Source organism: Rummeliibacillus sp. POC4 (assembly GCF_003576525.1).
GTDB lineage: Bacteria > Bacillota > Bacilli > Bacillales_A > Planococcaceae > Rummeliibacillus.
On record NZ_QWUA01000068.1, the window covers coordinates 1 to 21761 of the forward strand.

The window sequence follows — 21761 nt, forward strand, 5'->3', positions numbered from 1 at the left end:
ACTCCCTTCGCTGTAGGAGAAGAATTGTACGCTGTTATAATGAGTTGAATTACTTTTTACAACTTTATCATTTATATGATATCCTTTTTTTAGCATTTCAATACTTATACCAAATGTCATTTGTAGATGTGGATAATCTTTAAAACTTATCCAATCACCTCCCCAATCAAATCCCAGTTTCTTACCGATTTCTGCAACTTCGAACCAATCAGACTTTCCATTTCCATTGCCATCATAAGAAGTATCCCAAATAATATTTCCTTTTGAATCTAATAAGGCATAATCAAACGCTAAACCATAGTTATGATAAGATTCACCCGCTTTTGTATTCGTTACTATATTTCCTTTTGTAGTTCTTCCTTGTTGATATAGCTCATCTTGTTTTTTAAATGATCGAATCCCTTCGGTAATAACAACAGAAATATTATTATTTGCAGCTTTTTGGATTAAAGTATCTTTTCTTTCATTGACAATAGGATTTAGTTCTGTTGGTATTGGTGCATCTTTGCCGTGGTAAATATATGGTCTTTCTTTCTGTATTTTTGGAATGACGTTAATACTGATGATGACAACAATAATAAAAACAATGATGAAACCGAAAATAATATGTTGTTGATACTTGTCTGTCATTTTTGATGTTCACCTCACTCATAGTATGAATAAGTAGATTTGTTTCATTCTTAGAAATGCATTTAATGCCTTATTGCCTAAAATTTATTGAAATATATAGACTATCGAGGTTTATATAATATCAATTTTATTGAGTTATACAGTATTGGGAATATCGGTTAAACTTAAAGAAAGAACTAATTTAAAGAAAAGAGTGATCAGATGCAGCAAAATATACGAAAACGTTTGATTGAACTGCAAGATTTAAATTATCGGGATTTTAACGCGAAGTTACTGCCTACAGTAGATAAGGAAACAATAATTGGAGTGCGAATTCCTTCTATTCGTAATATAGCGAAAGAAATCGCGAAAAGGGACGCTCATACATACTTAAATTCAAATTTAAGTCAGGATCTATTTTTTGAGGAGAAAATGCTAAGAGGAATGGTCATTGGTTATGCAAAGTTGGATTTTGATGAGCAATTAAAATATATAAAACAATTCATACCCAGTATTGATAACTGGTCAGTATGTGATAGTTTCTGTAGTGGCTTAAAATGTACAAAAAATCATCAAAATGAAGTATGGGAATTTTTACTTCCGTATGCCTCTTCAAAAAATGAATATGAGGCTAGATTTGCAGCAGTAATGTTATTGAACTATTTTGTTGATGAACATTATATTCAACAGACTTTAAAGGTACTGGACTCGATTCAAAATGGTAAGTTTTATACACAAATGGCTGTTGCGTGGGCAATCTCCATTTGTTATATCAAGTATCCAATTTTAACAGAAGAATATTTACAAACAAGCACACAAATTCGTTTTACTTACAATAAAGCTCTACAAAAAATTATTGAATCCAATCAAACTAATGCAGATATGAAAGAAAAAATGAAAGTTATGAAAAGAAAGTAAGAAATTAATTCAAAAAAGCGTTTTTTAGATATACCCTTTATGATTATGATTTTTAATACTAGCACCATCGTAAAATCTCAAATAGGAAAAGAGGCATCCCGGTACGTTTGGAATGCCTCTTTTCCTATTTGTTCTATCAAGCATTTCAGTCAAAGTATATTTATAAACTAACTTTCTTCTGTTGTTTTGTTATGACTTTTTGAATACTGTCTTGATACTCTGCGTTTAACTTTTCCACTAGCTTTGATACAGGTAAGATCTCATTTATACCTCCGACACCATGCCCTGCACTCCAAATATCTTTCCAAGCTTTGGCTCCATCCGCTTTGTGTACAATTTCAAGCTCTTTCGGTTTTTCCAAACTATTTGGGTTAAGTCCAGCGTTTAGTACACTTTGAACGATAAAGTTTGCATTAACGCCGCTAATTTTATCTGTGTAAATGATATCTGCCGCTTGGGCTTCAAGTAGCATCTCTTTATATGCTTGACTTGCAATTGATTCCTCAGTTGCGATAAAGCGTGTGCCCATATAGGCAAGATCTGCACCTATTACTTGTGCAGCCAAAATATCTTGTCCATGTGATATAGAACCTGATAAAATAATAAGCCCGTCAAAAAATTGTTTTACTTCATGTACAAAAGCCATTGGATTTAAAGTTCCACCATGTCCTCCGGCACCATTACATACAAGGATTAAACCATCAATCTCCGCTTCAGCAGCTTTTTTTGCATGTTTGATACTAATAACATCAGAAAATACCAATCCACCATATTCATGTACAACTTTCGCGATATCAGTAGGTTTTCCTAATGATGTAATTACAATTGGAGGCTGATATTTCTTGATAAGTTCGACATCAGCATCGTAACGATCGTTTGATCTATGAACGACCAGATTGACACCCCATGGAGCAACTTTTGAATTTGATTCCTTTGCTTCCGCTAATTGTGCTATAATTTCTTGTATCCATTGCTCTAACTCTTCACTTGTTCTAGCGTTTAATAAAGGAAAAGTCGTAACCACCCCTGATTTACAACCTTCTACTACAAGTTCAATACCAGATACTAAAAACATAGGTGCTGCAATAACCGGCAAATCTAATGCCTCTAACTGCTTTTTAACATTTTCCATCCTCTCATCCTCCTAAATAATGAATCTAGAATAATATTACATAAAACAGATTTTTTTGTACACCATTAACTATATTTATACAAAATACATTGAATACGTCTTCCTTTAGTTCATTATTTATATTCTGACATTTTAATATCCCCCAATAATGGGTTATACATGATAATCGCATGATTTTCTGTTATAAACTCGTCATCAATTTGTTCTTTGTTCATATTATATACTTTACGATGTATTCGATTGTGCCTCATATACCCTCCCCATTTTCAAGCGTAATCTTATGTTCTTTTTCGAACACTTTATAAGTACGAATTGCTGGAGTTTCTGAACGCCATTCCCCTACAAGATGTGTATCAGTTAAATATACAACTAGTTGGTATATATTAGATGTTTCATTTGTTATTTGCAAATCGAGATAGTTAAAAGCACATGTAGCACCGCTTCCAAAAGGTTGGGTTCTATTAGAATCTGGAAAAACATCATAACTATGTCGATGTCTTTCTGTTATTGTTAATGGAGTATGTAAAGTTATCCAATAGATTAAATTTGATAGTTGACAGAGGCCACCTCCAACACCTAATTGAACTTTTCCATAATGTAACACCATCCCATCTACATACCCTTTTCTTTTTGTTGTATTTCCGAGTAGTTTCCAATAGGAAAAGGTTTCACCAGGACGAATAACGATTTGATTTAGTTTTTCTGTTGCGATTTTCAAATTTTTAACCTTATTATGCTGTAACCACATATCTACATCTTTAAGTTTTCGTAACAATAAGGTTTTATGTGAAAAAATTACATTTTGTAGTGGATTTTCTTTACTTTTTCTAGTGACATATTTTTGAGAACCAAACCACCATTCGCTATATCTTTTTATTCGATAATATTTAGTTCCCACATAAATACGGGCTCTACTTCTCTTAATCGGTTTAAACGATTCCATATTTTCATCTCCCTTTCCATTTAATTCTCTGTTTAAAACGTTAATCCTCTCATTCTAACAAATTTTACTATATCGAAGTATTTCAAATATTCGTATAAATTATTTGAAATATTCACAACAAAAATTAGTTCTTTTTTAACCTATTATTATGTTATTTTTTATCGTAATTCCTGAATATAATAACAATGGTATACATACTTTAGCCTGTATGTATTTTTAATTATTGAAAGATGAGGGGGATCATCATGATTGTCAAACAAAGATATGTGAAAAAAAGTGAAGTTACATTTTGTAAGGAAACAGATCTTGCATCAACTGTTTTAGAAAAACTTGATGCGTCTGGTTATCGTTGCATCCCAATATTAGACAAAAAGAGCGAGAAATTTATAGGGAATGCATATAAAGTTGATATTCTCGAATTCCAGAAAAAGTATGGAGAAAAAGATGTACCAATTTCAGAATTAGCAAAGGATCAAGATGGAACAATTGAGATGACTAGTTCTTTTTATAAGGTTTTCTTAAAGATTAAACAACTTCCTTTTCTTGCGGTAACTGATGAATTTGGGAATTTTCATGGTATCATGACACATTCTAAAGTATTTGAGCTATTAGAAGAAGCTTGGGGTTATAAGACTGGGAGTTGCGCATTAACAATAGCGGTTCCTGTTGCTGAAGGGATTCTAGCAAAAACACTATTACTAATAAGAAAAAAATGTCCGGTACAATGTGTTTTCTCTATAGACGACGAGGACTGGTATCTAAGAAGGGTAATCATTACTTTAGATAAAGGTGCAAATAAAAAAACAGTGAAGGAAATTGAAAGTATCCTTCATAAAGTAGGCGCTCGTCTTGTTGACGTAGAAGTTTTTAATGAAGAAGAGTTTAATAAAAGCGAACAGTAGATGTTATATTATAGTTTTATAATTTTTCTTGAATAAATTTTCCCTACTAAAATATATTATCTATAAATACAGATTCTAAAATTCACTGCTGACAGTACTTTCCACGACTTGGCTACCGTTTCTTCTTTAACCTCATAAGTGCTTATCCTAAACTTTGGAGCACTTAGTGAAAAGAAGTTCTAATTTAGTAAAGTTTTTTGGAAATGTGAGAATCGAACTTACTTTTCCCCATAGCAATTGTCCGCATTGAATCATCCACATAAATAAGGAAAAAGGTAACTACATGAATGAATATTGCACTAACATTTCTTAAATGCATAAACATTCATTGTAGTTACCTTTCCACTTCTGCTTCATCTAGCTATTTAAATTAGATAAAACTATAATGAAGCACGATAAATTGCCATCACATCTTCTTTGTTCAGTCTTGCAAATCTACCAAATTCACCATTGATCGTTGCTTTATCAGTCATAAGTTCTAATTTACTGTCATCAATTTTATAATCAGATAAACGTGATGGTGCTCCAATACTATTCCAGAATTCACGTAATTTGCGAATACCTTCTAGGCCAACTTCTTCATCACTTTTCCCTTCGGCATTTACGTTAAATACTCTTTCAGCTAATTGTTTAAAACGAGCTGGTTTTATATGCAAATTATACTCCATCCAATGTGGGAATAATATAGCTAAACCACCACCATGAGGAATATCATAGATTGCAGAAACTGCATGTTCTATGTTGTGTGATCCCCAGTCACCGGCATATCCCATATTTAGTATTCCGTTTAAAGCCATCGTTCCACAATACAAAATAGTAGCTCGATATTCGTAATTCTCTAAGTCTTGAAGAAGTTTTGGGGCAGTTTCCATGATTGTAATGAGTAACGACTCACACATACGGTCTTGGAATTGCGTATTTTCTACTAGGTGGAAATAATGTTCCAATACATGTGACATCATATCGACAATCCCATAAATTGTTTGATTTTTAGGTACTGTAAACGTATTAACTGGGTCTAGTATTGAAAATTGTGGAAATGTTACGCTACTTCCCCAACCATGTTTTTCGTTTGTTTCCCAATTTGTAATAACAGAACCAGAATTCATTTCAGACCCCGTAGCTGCAATTGTTAGGATCGTACCAAAAGGTAGAGCTTCTTTTGCGAATGCTTTTTTTATAACTAAATCCCATGCTTCGCCGTCGTATTTTGAACCAGCAGCAATAAGCTTCGTACAATCGATTACGCTACCTCCACCTACAGCTAATATAAAATCAATTTGTTCAGTCTTACAAATTTCAATTCCCTTTTCTGCTGTAGTTAGTCGTGGATTAGGTTCTACTCCAGATAATTCGAATACTTCTACATTGATTTCTTCAAGTATTGTCATGACTTTTTCGTACAATCCATTATTTTTTATACTACCTCCGCCATAGACAAGTAGCACTTTACTTCCGTATTTAGGAATTTCCGTTTTAAGGGCTTCAATTTGTCCCTTTCCGAAAATAAGTTTAGTTGGATTTCTGTATATAAAATTCTCCATTTGTTGACCTCCATTTATAAATTGTAGATTTAATAGAATTTTTTGCTAATATTCTATGATTCCATATAAAATTTTATCTTTTATATTTTTTCCGTTCAACCATTTTTTAAAATTAATCTCCATTGCTTTATTGCTTCTTGCTACTGACGTTAAAATCGTTTGTTCTTCATAGGAATATGCAAACGTATGTAACGTCCCAAAAAGCTCTTTATAATGGTTAAAAAACAAAGGTGATTGTTCATCGGAAAAATGATTGAACATTTCATGATAAGAAGGTTTATTATCCTTGAATTTTTGAAGATATTTATTCCGTTTAAGGGAACTTTCTTCACTAAATTGTCTGTTTTTTCTTTTAAGCTCATCAATTTGAAAATGATTAACACATGATAATAGTTCATCATCTTGCCTTACAAACACATTTGAAGGGGTTGCTTCGACAACTGCTATATTACCATGATTATCACCAATAGAGAAATTATAACAAGCTGAGTGTGGAATTTCCTTCAGCAATTGAATAGCATCATCAGTCGTTTTACATGTATCTAGTATCATTCTAATTGAGATCCATGGTGATAACCCTACTGAATAATCAATATTACTTACAAAATGCAAACCAATCGTCAATCCGTATTCATTGACCCCATCATGTCTCCCGATTGCTTGTAAATTATAGCCCGCTGATGCAAAAGTATTCTCTGGTTGTACCATACTGAAAATACCATCATAAAGTTCAGGTCCAAAATCATAATTTCTAACATAATAATCCTTCGTCATTACAGCTGAACAACCCATTGCCTCCGTCTTTGGCACATCATATCCACTAAACAAACAAGCTGCTTTACTAAATGGTATATGGAGGCTAGCTGCGATTCCCTCCAATTCTTCTATTAAATATGGAGCAAATGTATTATAAATACTTTTCATATTATGAATGTCAATTTTAGATTTAGTGATTAATCCAAAGGTGTTAACAATTGCCTTATTCCGAATACTTTCTCCCGTTTGATAACCAATTTGATATGAACTATCTCTAATTTGCAAAATTTCCACTTCAAGTTTCATCACATATCCCCCTATTCAATGATAATAATAAAGAAATTGGATACCCAGATTAATTTATAGTTGTCATCTGTTTAATATGACAAATGTATCTAATAATCTAATTGTAAAAATGTCGTTTTGTGTAAAGCTAAAATCTTTTATTTAATTCCTTAAATTACTTAGTATGTAAAATCAACCATTATTTTAGTGTATAATGGAAGAAATATATTTTTTAATTTTTTGAGAATACAAATCTTCTAAACTTAGAGTCTTTATTCCATAAAGAAAGGGTGGGTGTACTTATGAATTTTTTAAAATTGCATTTTAATGAAGGTATACCAAAATACCAACAAATTTATACTCACTTCAAAGATTTAATCCTTCATAAATCTTTAAATTCAAATGAAAAGTTACCTTTCATAAGCCAAATAACAAATGAACTGAATGTCAGTCGTGGTACAGTTGTATCTGCATTAAATCAATTAACTGCTGAAGGTTATTTAAGACATGAGGTGAATAAAGGATATTTTGTAAACCCTATAAAGAATAATCAAAATCGTTGGAAACGAGATACCTATACTTTTGTACGTAAACAAATACCATCTTATAAAATAAAGTTCCAACCAACGGCTGTAGATCAAGAATCCTTTCCTATAGTAAAATGGCGACAATGTACGAACTTAGCAATGGAACAACCATTCATATTTTCAAAAGATCATTACCAAGGTGATCCATTTTTAAGACAGCAACTTTCCTTTTATTTGCTTAAATCAAGAAAAATTAATACAAACGCTCATGCAATCATAATAGGCAGTACTAAACAAGAGTTGTTAATAAAAGTTGGTTTGTTATTAAAAAATGATGTACAAACAATTATATGTGAAGACCCTGGTTTTGAACCTACTCGTATATTTAATCCATTATTTAATTTTGATGTTTTACCCATACCATTTACAATGGATGGTAAACTTTTAAAACAACTTCCTAAAGGGAAACAACATATTTTTCACACTACACCATCACATCAGTTTCCAACAGGCGTAACAATGCCCATTTATGAACGTCAAAGATTAATCGATTGGGCATACAATACAAATAGTTACATTATTGAAGATGATTATGATAGCGAATTTCGTTATACAGAACAACCAATTCCTGCACTAGCTTCTCAAGATTTAAATCGTGTAATTTATCTAGGAAGTTTTACAGAATCATTTCTACCAACTTTACGAATAAGCTATATGATACTTCCTCCAAAATTACTAAAGAAATATCATCAGGCCTTTTCACATATTGGTCAGTCTGCATCTGCTATTCATCAAAGAGCAATGGCAATTTTTATGGAGGATGGATATTGGGATTCACATTTACGCAAAATGAGATCCATATATAAAAGTAAAATGGAAACGTTAATAGCAGCTATTGAAAAATCCTTTGAGAATGAAATTGACATCGTAGGAAAAGAATCTGGTTTGTATGTGCTATTACGTGTGAAGAATGGTTATACTGAACAACAATTGATTCAAAAAGCTGCAGAAAACGGGGTAAAAGTTTACGCTGCTTCGCGCTTTTTTATCAACCGAACACCAAAGTTTCCATTAATACAAATTGGTTTTGGCGGTAATTCAGAAGAGGAAATCATAAAAGGAATTGAAATTTTAGGAGAATCATGGACATAAATTAGATTTGCCATATTCAATAGAATAAATAAATCTACATATTTCCTACTTCCTCTCTTGACATTATAAGAATATAGCGTTAAGATAATTTATGTCGTAAGGCAAACGGGCGTATGGCGCAATTGGCTAGCGCACCTGACTCTTAATCAGGGGGTTGTGGGTTCGACCCCCACTACGCCCATAAAGAAGAAAGAACATCATTTAATGATGTTCTTTTTCTTTTGCTCTATAATAAAAACCTATTATTTGAAACTAAACCAAAATTCGTTCGTATATTATAGCAACAATTATTTATTAGGGGATTTTATATGAAAAGAATAAAATTGCTATTTTATAATCTTAATTTGAATCTACGCTATTATACTTTACAATTATCTACATTTGGATTATTAATTTTAATAGAAATCATTATGGGTATTGGTGATTTTACAATCTTTTTAGCATTTCCAGAACTATTCTTCTATTTTGTTTTAATACAGGGCGTTACTATAGTGTGGAAACGAATTTACCCAGTCCTTATGAAAAATCGATTAGTGATTTCTTCTCTATTATGTTGTTTTTCTATAGTTATCTTGCTAAACTATTTCGAATGGATACAACCTTTTTAGTTATATCCATAAAAAAAGACAATGTCCCTATAAAAGGTGACATTGTCTATGCTATTTAGTAATAACCTCTTTATTTCTTTTGCACTGTAATTGTCCAAGAAGCTTCACTTAGTTGTTCGTAATTTGTAACTTTATGACCTTCTTCAGCAGCCCATCTTGGTATACTTTCTGTTGCTTGCGTACAATCAAAGTTAATCACTAGATCTTCACCTGATTGAAGTTCCTCCATCGCATTTTTCGCTTCAATTAATGGAAACGGACATACTTGCCCCATTGTTTCTAAAACTTTTGTCATTTGATATTCCTCCTAATTTGCTGATGCTGGTGTAACTGCTTGTTTAGCAACAACTTGTTTTTTAACTCTAGGTCTAACAAAAACAAAGTAAGTAGCTGTCCAAGCACCTAAAATCATAAAAGCTAGTGCAATCCAACCTTGCCATGTCATCATTGCAGTACTTACTAATCCGTTACCAATTGTGCACCCTCCAGCTAAACTTGCACCTAAACCCATTAAACTACCACCACATACACTAGATACAATTGTTTTAACTTCTGGTACTCGTAAACGGAATTCATTGCTACCTTTAGCAGCTATAAACGATCCAACAAAGATTCCTAATACTAAGAATACGCCCCAGTTAAGAATAGACTTATCACCACTCACTAAATATTGCAAAATATTAGCTGAAGGCGTTGTAATCCCTAGTCCGGAATTACGACCAGTTGCTTCACTTAATGGCCAAGCAATAATGGCAATAATCCCCACAATACTTGCTGTGAAATATGGGTGCCAACGTCTTTCGAATAGTAAATGTGCGATTCCTGATTTCTTTGGTTTAAGTGACGGAATAACCAATTTTGGTTTTCTAGCTTCTTTGAACATAATAACTGCAACGATAATCACTAATATTGCAATAAATACCCAGACATTCACTCCAAAAGTTTTTGGAATTGAATTATTATGTACTTGTACAGAAGACAATTTTTCATTTAATGGTAGTAAGACACCAGACTTCATCATTGCACTTGTTAACATATAAAATATAAGTGCAATCCAGCTTCCTATTAACCCTTCAGCAGCTCGATACCAAGTACCAGTTGCACAACCTCCAGCAAGCACAATTCCAATACCAAAGATAAATGATCCTATTACAATTGCTACCCAAGAAAAAGTACCAGCTTCATATTGTAACAATCCAAATTGGATAAGTGCATAAACCCCGACACTTTGAATCGCAATTGCCAATAACAATGCATAAAACATCCGATTATTTTTCGTTAAGTACATATCTCGGAATCCACCTGTTAAACAGAACCTACCCCTCTGTAAAACAAATCCCAATGCTGCACCACATAGTAAACCTGTAATAACCATTTGAACCATTTTCTCACCTCATTCTTTACCTTAGTAAACTAATTGGTTTTTATTATATTATGACATTATCTGAGTTACAATAGTTAATTCATACTAACTTAATAAGTATAATATTTTATAAAAAAAAGATTCTAATGCTTTAGTAACTGCATTAAAACCTTGTAATTTGAATGTATTATAAAAAAGACCGTTATTCCTTTATAATCTGTAATCTTGGCCATTTTTGTTTCCAATTCTTCGTTTTTAATCTCTGTAGATAAATATTATATAATCTTTCAGATTGCTTAAAGTATGGCGTCGGTTCTACCTTTTTAGAAAATAAAGCAGCTAATCCATAAGGAGCTATGATCTCAAGCTCCCCTTTGTTGAGTCTGATTCCAATTGCTGTTGGTATTTCTGGAAAGTGTGCACTCCCGTCAAGAGTAGATTTGTACGGTTGAACATGATTTTTCTTATGCATTCTCGCCAGATTTTTTACAGACCAAGGTTCTTCTGGAGCTATCTTGTAAAGCAATTCTTCTATTCTTTTCTCTTCTTTTTCTGATACATTCCTATCATCGTAGAAATGGGGCTAAAATCACACTTTTTTATACATTGACCATTCATCAACAAATTTATCATCAATGATTAAAGACTCAATACGCTTTCCTTCTTTTATAAAGCCCACTTTTTCATAAAGATTGATGGCAGCTGTATTTCTTTCAATGACTGTCAATTCCAATCTAGAAAAATGTTTTCCTTCTATCCACTTGAAAACTTCTTCAAATAATTTCGTGCCTATTCCCTTGCCTCTTGCTTTTTTTGAAACGCCAATAACGATTCTTCCAATATGTGATATTCTTTGAAGATTTCCAGCAACTAAACCGATGTATCCAATTAAGTCACCTTCGTTTTCATCAACCAAAAATGCCGATCGCGGATCATTCTTGAAATCCTGGATTATCTTTCTTTGTTGTTCAACAGTTGTTTTTCTTTCGCCAGGATTAAATAACATATTATTCGAAGCATCAATTTCACATAGTAGTTCCAAAAATTGCTTAGCATCTTTTTCTTCCGCTTGTCTGACGATCAACTCATTAACCTCCAATCACAATGAAATAAAACCCATTTTATGTGGTTTAATTAAATTACATTCTTATAGTTCGAATTTTTCCTTTATAATTTGAGCAACTTGTGTTGCAGTTAAATTTGTATTGTTAATCTTTATATAATTTTTTTCCTTTATTTCACCCTCGTTTGAGTTCATCCTGTAGTCATTCATACTATTGACTAAATGCTCTTCAGATTGAGCAATATTTCTTTTAGTCAGTTTATGTTGAAGTCTGTTCTGTGTACGATTTCTTTCAAGTCGAACATTCATATCTGCTTCCAATTCAACAAAGTATATATCTGCATTATTTTCAGAGAAAATCCTACAAATATTCTCTGTAATATCCCAATCTTCTTGTAGATTAAATGCCCAAATAAAAGTGAATATCATTCCGTATTGGTCACTTTTCGAAAAAGATTTAAAAACTTCTTCTCTGAAAAGGTGCGTTAATCGCCACATTTCTGAACTAAAACCAAATAGCGGTTCGAGTAAATCAATAGTCATATGATTATGAAATAATTTCAAATCTGTCGTTTTCTCTAGTTCTTGTCCAACAGTCATCTTACCAACTGCCTGTGGGCCAAATAACAAAATAAGTTTCATGATTCAACCACCTTCCTATTTTATAGTAATTCGTCTATCTTATTCAGTATCCTCTCTATTACTTTAATAGACGCTGATACATTTCCATCAATATTTAAAGAATGATTTGCTTTAGGAAATATATCTAACTGAAATTGCTTTTGTTTTAGCTTTTCAATTGCGGCAAAATTAAAATGCGGATCTGCATCACCAATCGCAATATAAGCAATTTGTTTACTGTTTAACAAAGAGTAAGCCATTCTATCTATTTTCAAAGAAGGCGTAAGTATTATCCATTTAGAATCATTAAAACGTTCTTGGTTCATATATTCTAATACAATTGGCATTGTCCCAATAGATTTCCCTATAAATACATATTCTGAGTACTGATGATTCGATGTAACTTCTTCAATAACAGGGTTCACCATCTGGATTATTAGTTCTGGTATTTCTTCTAGAGGCAAACGAAGTAAATCATCGATGGATGAATAATGGATCTGAATGATATCGTATTTTTTCTCTAATAATAGCAATGTTGCATAATAAAGCGCTGGTGAATCATATGTATAACCGGTTCCTGAAAACATAAAGCACATCTTGTCTGATCCCGATTGATAATGTGTATACGTAATAGAAGGTTTATTTTCCACTTGTATAGTTTTATCAATAATTTCCAATATAAATCTCCCCTTTTTAGTATTGAGTCTATTTCAACCACAAATTATGAATATTTTAAATGCTATTTAATATTCTTTGAGATTCTATATGAGTAAATGTTTAATTACTTTAGTTAAAATTGTTTTGAATATTAGAAATTATTATACACTTTCTTTTAAAAATGTAAATAATGTAAGAAGGATGCTTTTAATAAAATTGAAAAGGTCCTTCCCATAAGTAGCAAACCTACGGGAAAGACCTTACTCCTTCGGTGGTAGAGTCAAGCTTCCACCATCCTAATTGGAAATGAAATACTCTCCAAAAATTAATATTTTTATTAAGCAACAAATTCTTCTGCTTGAGGATCATTTTTAGACATTTTGTTAGAAAGCGATTTATAACTAAATAATAATACAGCTAATGTTAAAACTGAGAAAACAATCAGATAGATTAATAATGTTAACGTATTTTGGACTAACAATGAAGCATCTCCTAAAGAAATAATTGATTTGAAGCCTTCATTTGAATACGTTAAAGGCAAATATTGACTTAATGATCTTAAATTCTCTGGAAGCATAGGAATCGGTAGGTTGGAACCTGTAATCGTCAATTGAAGGACGATAAATGCAAATGCAACAAAACGTCCAAAATTGCCAGCTATCGAAACTAAGAAGAAAATAATTGTCATAAATGTTACACTGACAAAAATACTAAATAGTATAAATTGACCCGCACTTGCTACTTGAAGTTTTAAGAACAACAAGGCAAATAATGATACTAAGACACCTTGGGCAACTGCTAAAATACCTAATTTTAGCCATTTGCTTACAAACCAACTTAATCCAGAACCAGGTAAAATTGCTGGGCGTTTGAAATCGGTTACAAATGTTAAAACAAGTAAACCGACAAATAGCGCTAAAGAAAGAATATAAGGTGCTGTTGAATCACGGTAGTATTCATATGCATTTTCTTTTTCTCCCTTTAAACTCACTGGATTTGAGAACATTGCAATTGTATTATCAGTTGCTTTAATACTGCTCACTTGTTTCGCTCCATCTGATAGTCCGTCTGTTAATTCTTGACTTCCAGATTGAAGTTTAGTAGCTCCTTTATTCAAACTGTTTACACCAGTTGTGATTGTCCCCCATCCTGTAGATACCTGTTGATTACCAACACTAATTTGTTTTAAACCTCCATTTAATGTTGCAACAGATGATGAGAGTTTCGCCCAATTAGAAGATAAACTTGCATTACCATTTGCCACCTGAGTAGCACCTGATTGTAGTTTATTTATCCCCCCAATTGCAGACGTTTGCCCTGTAATCAACTGGTTAAGACCAGAATCTAATTGTTTTGAGCCTGCTGCTAACTGATTTACGCCAGCCGCTAAAGAATTTGCACCTGTTTTTAATGGTTGGATTTGTTGATTGAATTGTGTTAATCCTTTAGTAATAGCATCACTTGTACCAACAAGTGTCATAAATTCGATATCTTGGGCTAATTCTGGATGTTTGGATAAAAACGCTTTCATTCCATTGGTTAAATTTTGAGAGCCTGAAACTAATTGAGGTGTTGTTTCTGTTACTTTTTGAATACCACCATTTAATTGGGCTACACCAGGTTTTAATTGTTTTTCTAAACCATTTGTCAAAGAGCTACTACCAGCTTTAGCTGATTTTAGTCCATTTAATACCTGTTGTGAACCTGACTTTAAAGTCCCAATACCGTTTGCTACTTGTTTCGAACCTGCAGCTAATTTGTTAATATTTCCTTGTCCATTTTGAAGAGAAACTAAAAGTTGTTGTGAACCTGCTGCAGCTTTACTAGAGCCATCCGCAAGTGTCTTAATATCACTATTTTTTTCATTTAATGAGTCTAATAGTTTTTGAGTACCGTCAGAAAGCGTCTTTGTTCCTTTTGAGATTTTCTTTGAGCCATCTGCACCCGTTGTAAATCCATTTGAAATGTCACCAAGTTTAGCAAAAATCGTACTAGTATATGTTGCTGTTATTTTGTTACCTAATTGCTCTCGAATTTTTTCTACAGCACTTTTTGTGACTTGTGCAGCCATGAAGTTGAGCCCCTCATTTTGAACATATCTCAACTCAGGTATTTGAGGATTTTCATCTAAAACAGTCGTTACTTTTTGAGAAAAGTCCTCAGGTACTTCAATCATCATATAATACTTTTGATCTTTCATACCTTTTTTTGCTTCTTCCATCGTTACAAAGCTCCATCCCAAAGCTTTGCTTTCCTTTAGTTCTGCTACTAGTTCATTTCCCGCATTAATTTCTTTGCCATCGGATACGGCTCCAGCATCATTATTTACAAATGCAACTGGAAGATTGTCAAGATGATCATAAGGTCCCCATTTGGCAGATAACAAAATTGCTGCATAAACTAGTGGTATCAACAAGACACCGATTACTGAAAACAACACCCCTTTGTTTTCTTTAAGTTTTGACAATTCTTTACCTAAAACTTTGAACGCATCCATTTCTATCCCCCATTCTTTTTAAATGTAGAAATGACCATTATGAATGAACATTCATTCAATTGTGGCTATACATTTCTGTATAATATATATTCTAAATATTCTGTTTTTAACCTCTATTTCCACAAAATATTTTTTAAGCAAATTTCGACAATATTAATTAAAAATGAATGGATACCCTTGACATTATTACGATATAGTATTATAATATATTTTGTTGTTACAAAATGGGCATATGGCGCAATTGGCTAGCGCACCTGACTCTTAATCAGGGGGTTGTGGGTTCGACCCCCACTATGCCCATCATTTTAAAAGAACCATCACAATATTGTGATGGTTCTTTTTTATCTCTGAATTATTTTTATCTTTATAAGGAATGATCTACTCGGTATTTAATCTCTTTAAGAAACTATAATTTTCCGCTTGACATTATTAGAATATAGCGTTAAGATAATTTATGTCATAAAGCAAACGGGCGTATGGCGCAATTGGCTAGCGCACCTGACTCTTAATCAGGGGGTTGTGGGTTCGACCCCCACTACGCCCATAATAAAAAACACAGCATTTAATTAGAGGCCACTGAAAAACTCACGTTTTTTATTTTGTTAAACAGTTATCAAAAATAAAAGGCGACTATCGGTTCGATTTTGAACAGAAAGTCGCCTTTTTCTCTATTCTTTTATATTCTTTTTCCTTCAAAATGGTCATAATTCGTTTGAGATTGACGGCGAATATAGCCATCGCTCCTTGCATGTTCATACCTAATAGACCCGCAGATGATGCTACATCATACCCGTGTCTGTGTTTTAATTCACTATTCTTTGCTTCAATCTTATATTGAGATTTTGCTTTTTCTTTAAATTCCTCGGTATTTTGAAATATTTCTTGCTCCTTATGTTCTGTTGATTTAATCACCGAGTAACTTTTACTCTTCGCTCCTTTTTTATAACATCCCTCTTGAAGAGGACAAACTTTACATTTTTCGATATCAAAAAAGTAAGTTAGCACTTGATTTTTCCCTTGGTTTTTCTTGCCTGTCCGTGCTTTTCGAGTAGCTAAATTTCCTGCTGGGCAGATAAATAAATCGGCATCCTTATTAAATTCAAATTCTTTTTCCTTTGGTCGTATACCATCTGTAATTACTGGATTCAACTTTGATACTAATTGAATTTTGTTTTCTTTTGCGTAATGAATATTTTCCTTTTCAGAATAAGCTGTATCTCCAATCACCGTGTCAATTTCCATACCTGTTTCTTTGCTTTTTTCAATGAGTTCTTGAAGATATTTTCCATCACTTTGTTCACCTGTTGTCACAATCGCAGCGGAGATCAATCTTTCATCACTCATCGCAATGTGCGTTTTGAAACCAAAAAATGAAGAATCAGCTGTTTTATGACCGATACGTGCATCTGGGTCTGCAGAGTGATTGAACTGTTCTGCATAGTCTTCAACCACTTCTTATAAGACATTTAATTTTTCTTGAACAGCTGGGATATAGGAAATTTTCGGTTCATTTTCGACGACTGTAATGACTTCTTTACAATAAGCTAATTCATCTTTTACTTCGTTAGAAGTCGTTTTCGTTGGGAATTTTTCTTTCATGGATTCGTCAAATTGATAGACTGTTTTTCGTACATTTTTTGATTTTTTCTGTAAAAATTCCTTTGGTGATTTTTGATTATATCGAGCTTTTGTATGTGTGGCATCCACAATAATCGATTTACTTTTGATAATTTTCTTTTCTAATGCGATTTCAACCGTTTTCCCTATAAGCATGTCTAATAAACTCACGTCCTTGAGACGAAGTCTGCGGAATTTTGTAAGTGAACTTGGATCAATCACCGGATCTTCTGGTGACATATCTAAGCAATACTTAAATGACATATCATATTTGGAACGTTCCACGACATTGATATCTGATACATCAAAAATAGCTTTTAACAATAAATACTTAAACATTCGAATCGGAGGTATTGCGTTACGCCCGTTGTCTAAACAGTATTTTGTTTTTAGCTCTTTTAAAATGAATGTGCAATCCACAAGTTCGTTGATTTGACGAAGCATATTATCTTTTGGCACGACCATATCATAAATTGCCATGAATGGGCTTAATTTAAGGGTTTCTTGGTTTGAAATCATCAGGTATACCACCTACATTTACTTCATTTAATTATACAGGAAAGGCGTTGCTTTTTTGAACAAAAAATCTATTAAAGAAGGAGAACATAGTGGATTGGAGTGGAAGGCAGCGACTCCAGCGGGAACAGCGCGAGCTGAAAGCCCCGCAGGAACGAAGTGACGAGGAGATTGAAGCCGTGCACGCGGAAAGCGCCTGCCTGGAACGGAAATCCACGGCTGAAAAAAGCGAGTATGAGAACAAATGGATGGTTCTCATACTCGCAATAAAAATCAGAAAGGACTTTTTCAGCGACCTCTTTAATTATGCTGTGTTTTTTATTATTTATTTGGATTACAGCGTTGTAATCTAATAAGCAAATATAATAATATACGTACTTGATCAAACTTATTAATAAATTTCAGTTATTACATTCGTCATAGACAATAACTGAGGTGCTAGATTTGTTGCTCAAAAAATTGTATAGTTCATCTATCTCCTCAAATCTTGAAGGCCAATTATTAGATTCTTCCCACACAATATCATTTTTTTTTAAGCAATGCATTGCTACTTCTGCTTCGGCCCAAGGAACTGTATATCCTTTACCTTTCGAGCAAAATATACTTGAAGATGTGTATTCAGGATCACTATTCTTATCATAATTAATCATTTCAATTACTTCATCTGGATTATGGCATTGATCATAGCCACTAAACGTCAAATTTAATACACCTTTTCCATTCGTATAAGATGAAAATGTTGAGTTGTAATCCATAAACGTTGATACAGGTCCCTTACCATTGATCAGTACTTTTTCTTTAGTCATTATTGGAGGCTCAAATTCACCATGCAATTTTTGAATATCCGTCATCATTCTCCCAACAAATTCAGCAGAAGCTTTCATTTTGAAATGATAATATGGTTCTAGTAAATGATTTTCTACTTGTTCAAGACCTTGTCGAATCGCTCTTAAAGTGGCTTCTCTAAAATCGCCACCTTCTGTATGCTTAATATGAGCTCGTCCTGTCAGTAACGTAAACTTAATATCTGTAATAGGAAAACCAGTTAATAAACCATGGTGCTCTTTTTCAAAAATATGTTGTTTCACTAATCTTTGGTGACCATCAGATAAGTCATCTGCTTGACAGGCATTTTCAAATATTATACCTGCTCCTCTTTCAGTTGGCTCCATTAGAAGATGCACCTCAGCGTAATGTTTTAGAGGTTCAAAATGACCATATCCAATTACTTTTGATGCTATTGTTTCCTTATATAATATTTGAGGTTTTTCAAAATATATATGTAAACCAAATCGATTTTTAACAACTTCAGTTAATACCTCTAACTGAATAATCCCCATAACATGTAAATGGATTTCTTGGAATCTCTCATTCCAAATTACATGTAAAGAAGGATCCTCTTCATCCAATAATTGAAAATAAGCTAATACATCCTTTATATTTTCATTACCTTCATTTACTACTTTCGATTGTAATGTTGGGATTATATTAACTGATAGACCATAATCGGTAACTTCCTCCCCAATTATATCTCCAATAGCAGCACTAGAAATTCCAGTAACAGCAAATATTTCACCAGCTTTTACTTCTTTTACAACTTCATATTGGTTGCCATTATATAATCGAATTTCTGTTACTTTTTCTGTATTCTCTCCAAACTTCAGTTCATCACGCACTTTTAATGTACCTGTTAACGCCTTCATAAATGTAATTCGTTGCCTATTATTATCATGTCTAATTTTAAATATTCTTGAAGTAAAAGGGCGCTCTATATTATATGTTGTTTCCGTTAAAATAGAAATTTGATCTAAAAATTCTACTATACCGATATCTTTTAAGGCGGAACCATATGCACAAGGAAATACTTCTCTATTTTGTATCAAGCGTCGAAATGTTGATAAAAAAAGTTGCATATCAATATTTTGTTCCAAATATTTTTCTAATAATTCATCATCATGTTCAGCGATAAATTCAATAACTGATTCTGATAGAGTTTGATTTGTTAAGCAGTTAGTAATTGGAAGAATATTTTGATCTAATTCTTGTTGCAATTCTTTAAGTACTTTAGGAACATTTGCAGCTTCTTGATCAATTTTATTGATAAATAGAAAAGTAGGAATTTCGTGTTTTTTGAGGAGTTGCCAAATTGTTTCTGTATGGCCTTCTACTCCATCAACAGCGCTTACTATGACTATTGCATAATCCATTACTTTTATAGCCCTTTCCATTTCAGGAGAAAAGTCTATATGTCCAGGCGTATCGATAATTGTATAAGTATCTCCATTTTTTATAAATCTACCTTGTTCCGCAAAAACAGTTATTCCTCTTTCCTTTTCTATCGCATTGTAATCCAAAAAAGCGTCTTTATGATCTACGTGGCCTCTAGTTTTTATACTATTTGTATGAAATAACAACTGTTCGGAAAATGTCGTTTTACCAGCATCGACATGTGCTAAAACCCCGATTGTTTTAAACATTGTACTTCCTCATTTCTAATATTTCATTAACATTAGTATATCAAATCCTTTCTCTCATAAAAAATACCGTTGCAAGCATTCGTTTGCTTACAACGGTCTGTTCACTCCCATTCATATGGTGTTTCTTGGTATACATAATAGTTTAACCAATTTGAAAATAGTAGATGTGTATGTGAACGCCAAACATTCAAAGGCCTCTTCGTTGGATCGTCATTTGGAAAATAATGTTTAGGTATAGGGATGTCTAAACCTTTTGCGACATCTCTTTCATACTCATCTTTCAATGTACAAGCATCATATTCTAAATGGCCAGTTACCATTATTAATCTTTCATCTTTTGAAATAGCTATAAAAAGGCCAGCTTCATCAGAAGAGGATAACACTGATAATTCAGGATGCGCTTCGACTTCTTCTAATGAAACCGAAGTATTACGTGAATGTGGTGCTGTGAACACGTCATTAAACCCTCTTAATAATTTTACAGTTGAATCTTTTACTGTATGGTTAAAAACTCCTGAACACTTTTCAGGTAACGGGAATTTTCCAATTCCAAAATGATGATAAAGGGCTGCTTGTGCTCCCCAACAAATATGTAAAACAGATGTTACATTTGTTTTTGACCAATCCATTATTTGCTTTATTTCTTCCCAAAAATCAACATCTTCAAATTCCATAAGCTCAATTGGGGCACCAGTAATGATCAGTCCATCAAAACGACGATGTTTAACCTCTTCATAAGTAGTATAGAAAGTTTCTAAATGAGATTTACTTACATTTTTTGATTCATGTGTTGCAGTATTTAGAAATGTTACGTTTGTTTGTAAAGGTGTATTACCTAAAAGTCTAAGAAGTTGTAATTCTGTTTTTTCTTTTTGTGGCATCAAATTTAATATAGCTATATTTAAAGGACGAATATTTTGACTTCTAGATCGATCTTCATCCATTACGAATATTTTTTCTTTTTTTAACAGTTCTGTAGCAGGTAAATCTTTAGGAATATTAATTGGCATTTGTAACTCTCCTTTTTGAATATCTTTAATCACTTTCGATTGAGAAGATTATTCATAATTTGACAATTGAAATCACTAACTTAAATTCCTACAATTACTTCTCTCAACCTAACACTAGTTTGTTAGGTTATATAGGTGGAATTGATGTAGGAACTAGCTTAATGTAATTGAGTGATAAAAAATAAAACCCCTTTTCTATGATAAGAAAAGAGGTTTAAATTCCGCTCAGTTTTCTTATCTTCCAAGACAGTTGTCTTGTAGGACTTAGCACCTTTCTGCAGAGCAGAGGTTGCTGAAGCTTCATAGGGCCATTTCCCTCAGCTTCTCTTGATAAGATCTATACAATTAATGTAATCCTAACATGGAAATGCTGATATTGCAAACTTTTCAGAAAATACAAGAAAAACAGAAACTTAAGAAACTTTAAAGAAAAAGAACCACTTATTCCTAGCTTATGATAATTATGGAGAATTTAGTATGAAAATTGAAAAAAAGCCACATGAATGTAGGTTACAATCAGTATCCATTTTTAAACTAAGGAGGATTTTGAAATAGACTCTTTAT

The 21761-nt window shown here is 32.7% G+C and carries 16 protein-coding genes, 3 tRNA genes, 3 pseudogenes and 1 riboswitch; of the genes and pseudogenes, 7 read left to right on the forward strand and 15 right to left on the reverse strand.

Annotated features, from left to right (window positions below; translation table 11 throughout):
* Positions 1–630: M15 family metallopeptidase (locus D1606_RS15130; protein WP_119416855.1), on the reverse strand; the 630-nt coding region annotated here is incomplete at its 3' end.
* 201 nt (positions 631–831) lie between these two features.
* On the opposite strand from D1606_RS15130, the gene D1606_RS15135 reads away from it, so the two are divergent.
* Positions 832–1527, forward strand: coding sequence for a DNA alkylation repair protein (locus tag D1606_RS15135; RefSeq protein ID WP_119416856.1), 696 nt, complete (start codon positions 832–834; stop codon positions 1525–1527).
* Between the two features lie 160 nt (positions 1528–1687).
* Here D1606_RS15135 and D1606_RS15140 read toward each other — a convergent pair whose 3' ends face one another.
* Positions 1688–2659 carry an NAD(P)H-dependent flavin oxidoreductase gene (locus D1606_RS15140; protein WP_119416857.1) on the reverse strand — a complete coding sequence of 324 codons (972 nt, stop codon included), beginning with the start codon at positions 2657–2659 and terminating at the stop codon, positions 1688–1690.
* Positions 2660–2772: 113 nt separating this feature from the next.
* Positions 2773–3602, reverse strand: a pseudogene (locus tag D1606_RS15145) (VanW family protein).
* A gap of 245 nt (positions 3603–3847) precedes the next feature.
* Here D1606_RS15145 and cbpA point away from each other — a divergent pair.
* Positions 3848–4504, forward strand: a complete 657-nt coding sequence (gene cbpA / locus D1606_RS15150; RefSeq protein ID WP_119416858.1) for a cyclic di-AMP binding protein CbpA — start codon at positions 3848–3850, stop codon at positions 4502–4504.
* Between the two features lie 380 nt (positions 4505–4884).
* On the opposite strand, the gene D1606_RS15155 is transcribed toward cbpA, so the two are convergent.
* The gene (locus tag D1606_RS15155) at positions 4885–6048 is read right to left on the reverse strand and encodes an iron-containing alcohol dehydrogenase (protein WP_119416859.1); all 1164 of its coding nucleotides are present in this window, start codon (positions 6046–6048) and stop codon (positions 4885–4887) included.
* A gap of 45 nt (positions 6049–6093) precedes the next feature.
* Positions 6094–7110 (reverse strand): C45 family autoproteolytic acyltransferase/hydrolase, encoded by a 1017-nt coding sequence (locus tag D1606_RS15160; protein ID WP_119416860.1) that lies wholly within the window; start codon positions 7108–7110, stop codon positions 6094–6096.
* Between the two features lie 281 nt (positions 7111–7391).
* Between D1606_RS15160 and pdxR the strand changes: the two genes are divergently transcribed.
* Both pdxR and D1606_RS15170 read left to right on the forward strand, forming a co-directional pair.
* Positions 7392–8768: a MocR-like pyridoxine biosynthesis transcription factor PdxR gene (gene pdxR / locus D1606_RS15165; RefSeq protein ID WP_119416861.1), complete on the forward strand. Its 1377-nt coding sequence runs from the start codon at positions 7392–7394 to the stop codon at positions 8766–8768.
* 107 nt (positions 8769–8875) lie between these two features.
* Positions 8876–8949 (forward strand) — tRNA-Lys (locus tag D1606_RS15170).
* 497 nt (positions 8950–9446) lie between these two features.
* On the opposite strand, the gene D1606_RS15180 is transcribed toward D1606_RS15170, so the two are convergent.
* The 7 genes and pseudogenes from D1606_RS15180 to D1606_RS15210 form a co-directional block, all read right to left on the reverse strand.
* A complete protein-coding gene (locus D1606_RS15180) occupies positions 9447–9671 on the reverse strand; it encodes a sulfurtransferase TusA family protein (protein WP_119416863.1) in 225 nt (74 codons plus the stop codon).
* A 12-nt stretch (positions 9672–9683) separates the two neighbouring features.
* Complete coding sequence (locus tag D1606_RS15185) at positions 9684–10760, reverse strand: YeeE/YedE family protein (RefSeq protein WP_119416864.1); 1077 nt, start codon at positions 10758–10760, stop codon at positions 9684–9686.
* 181 nt (positions 10761–10941) lie between these two features.
* A pseudogene (locus D1606_RS15190) lies at positions 10942–11304 on the reverse strand (nucleotidyltransferase family protein); the annotation flags it as partial.
* Positions 11305–11328: 24 nt separating this feature from the next.
* Entirely contained in the window at positions 11329–11823 is a 495-nt protein-coding gene (locus D1606_RS15195; RefSeq protein ID WP_158582398.1) for a GNAT family N-acetyltransferase, read from the reverse strand.
* A gap of 63 nt (positions 11824–11886) precedes the next feature.
* Positions 11887–12444, reverse strand: coding sequence for an AAA family ATPase (locus D1606_RS15200; RefSeq protein WP_119416867.1), 558 nt, complete (start codon positions 12442–12444; stop codon positions 11887–11889).
* Positions 12445–12464: 20 nt separating this feature from the next.
* Complete coding sequence (locus tag D1606_RS15205; RefSeq protein ID WP_119416868.1) at positions 12465–13100, reverse strand: alpha/beta hydrolase family protein; 636 nt, start codon at positions 13098–13100, stop codon at positions 12465–12467.
* A 317-nt stretch (positions 13101–13417) separates the two neighbouring features.
* The gene (locus tag D1606_RS15210) at positions 13418–15577 is read right to left on the reverse strand and encodes a YhgE/Pip family protein (protein ID WP_119416869.1); all 2160 of its coding nucleotides are present in this window, start codon (positions 15575–15577) and stop codon (positions 13418–13420) included.
* Positions 15578–15803: 226 nt separating this feature from the next.
* Here D1606_RS15210 and D1606_RS15215 point away from each other — a divergent pair.
* Both D1606_RS15215 and D1606_RS15220 read left to right on the forward strand, forming a co-directional pair.
* Positions 15804–15877 (forward strand) — tRNA-Lys (locus D1606_RS15215).
* Between the two features lie 170 nt (positions 15878–16047).
* Positions 16048–16121, forward strand: a tRNA-Lys gene (locus D1606_RS15220).
* 86 nt (positions 16122–16207) lie between these two features.
* Here D1606_RS15220 and D1606_RS15225 read toward each other — a convergent pair.
* Positions 16208–17713 (reverse strand): annotated as a pseudogene (locus tag D1606_RS15225) (IS1182 family transposase).
* A gap of 89 nt (positions 17714–17802) precedes the next feature.
* Between D1606_RS15225 and D1606_RS15230 the strand changes: the two are divergent.
* Entirely contained in the window at positions 17803–18063 is a 261-nt protein-coding gene (locus D1606_RS15230; protein ID WP_119416870.1) for a hypothetical protein, read from the forward strand.
* Between the two features lie 48 nt (positions 18064–18111).
* On the opposite strand, the gene D1606_RS15235 is transcribed toward D1606_RS15230, so the two are convergent.
* Both D1606_RS15235 and metA read right to left on the reverse strand, forming a co-directional pair.
* Complete coding sequence (locus D1606_RS15235; protein WP_119416871.1) at positions 18112–20187, reverse strand: elongation factor G; 2076 nt, start codon at positions 20185–20187, stop codon at positions 18112–18114.
* A 101-nt stretch (positions 20188–20288) separates the two neighbouring features.
* A complete protein-coding gene (gene metA, locus D1606_RS15240) occupies positions 20289–21197 on the reverse strand; it encodes a homoserine O-acetyltransferase MetA (protein WP_119416872.1) in 909 nt (302 codons plus the stop codon).
* Positions 21198–21428: 231 nt separating this feature from the next.
* Positions 21429–21534, reverse strand: a riboswitch (SAM riboswitch).
* Positions 21535–21761 lie beyond the last annotated feature (227 nt).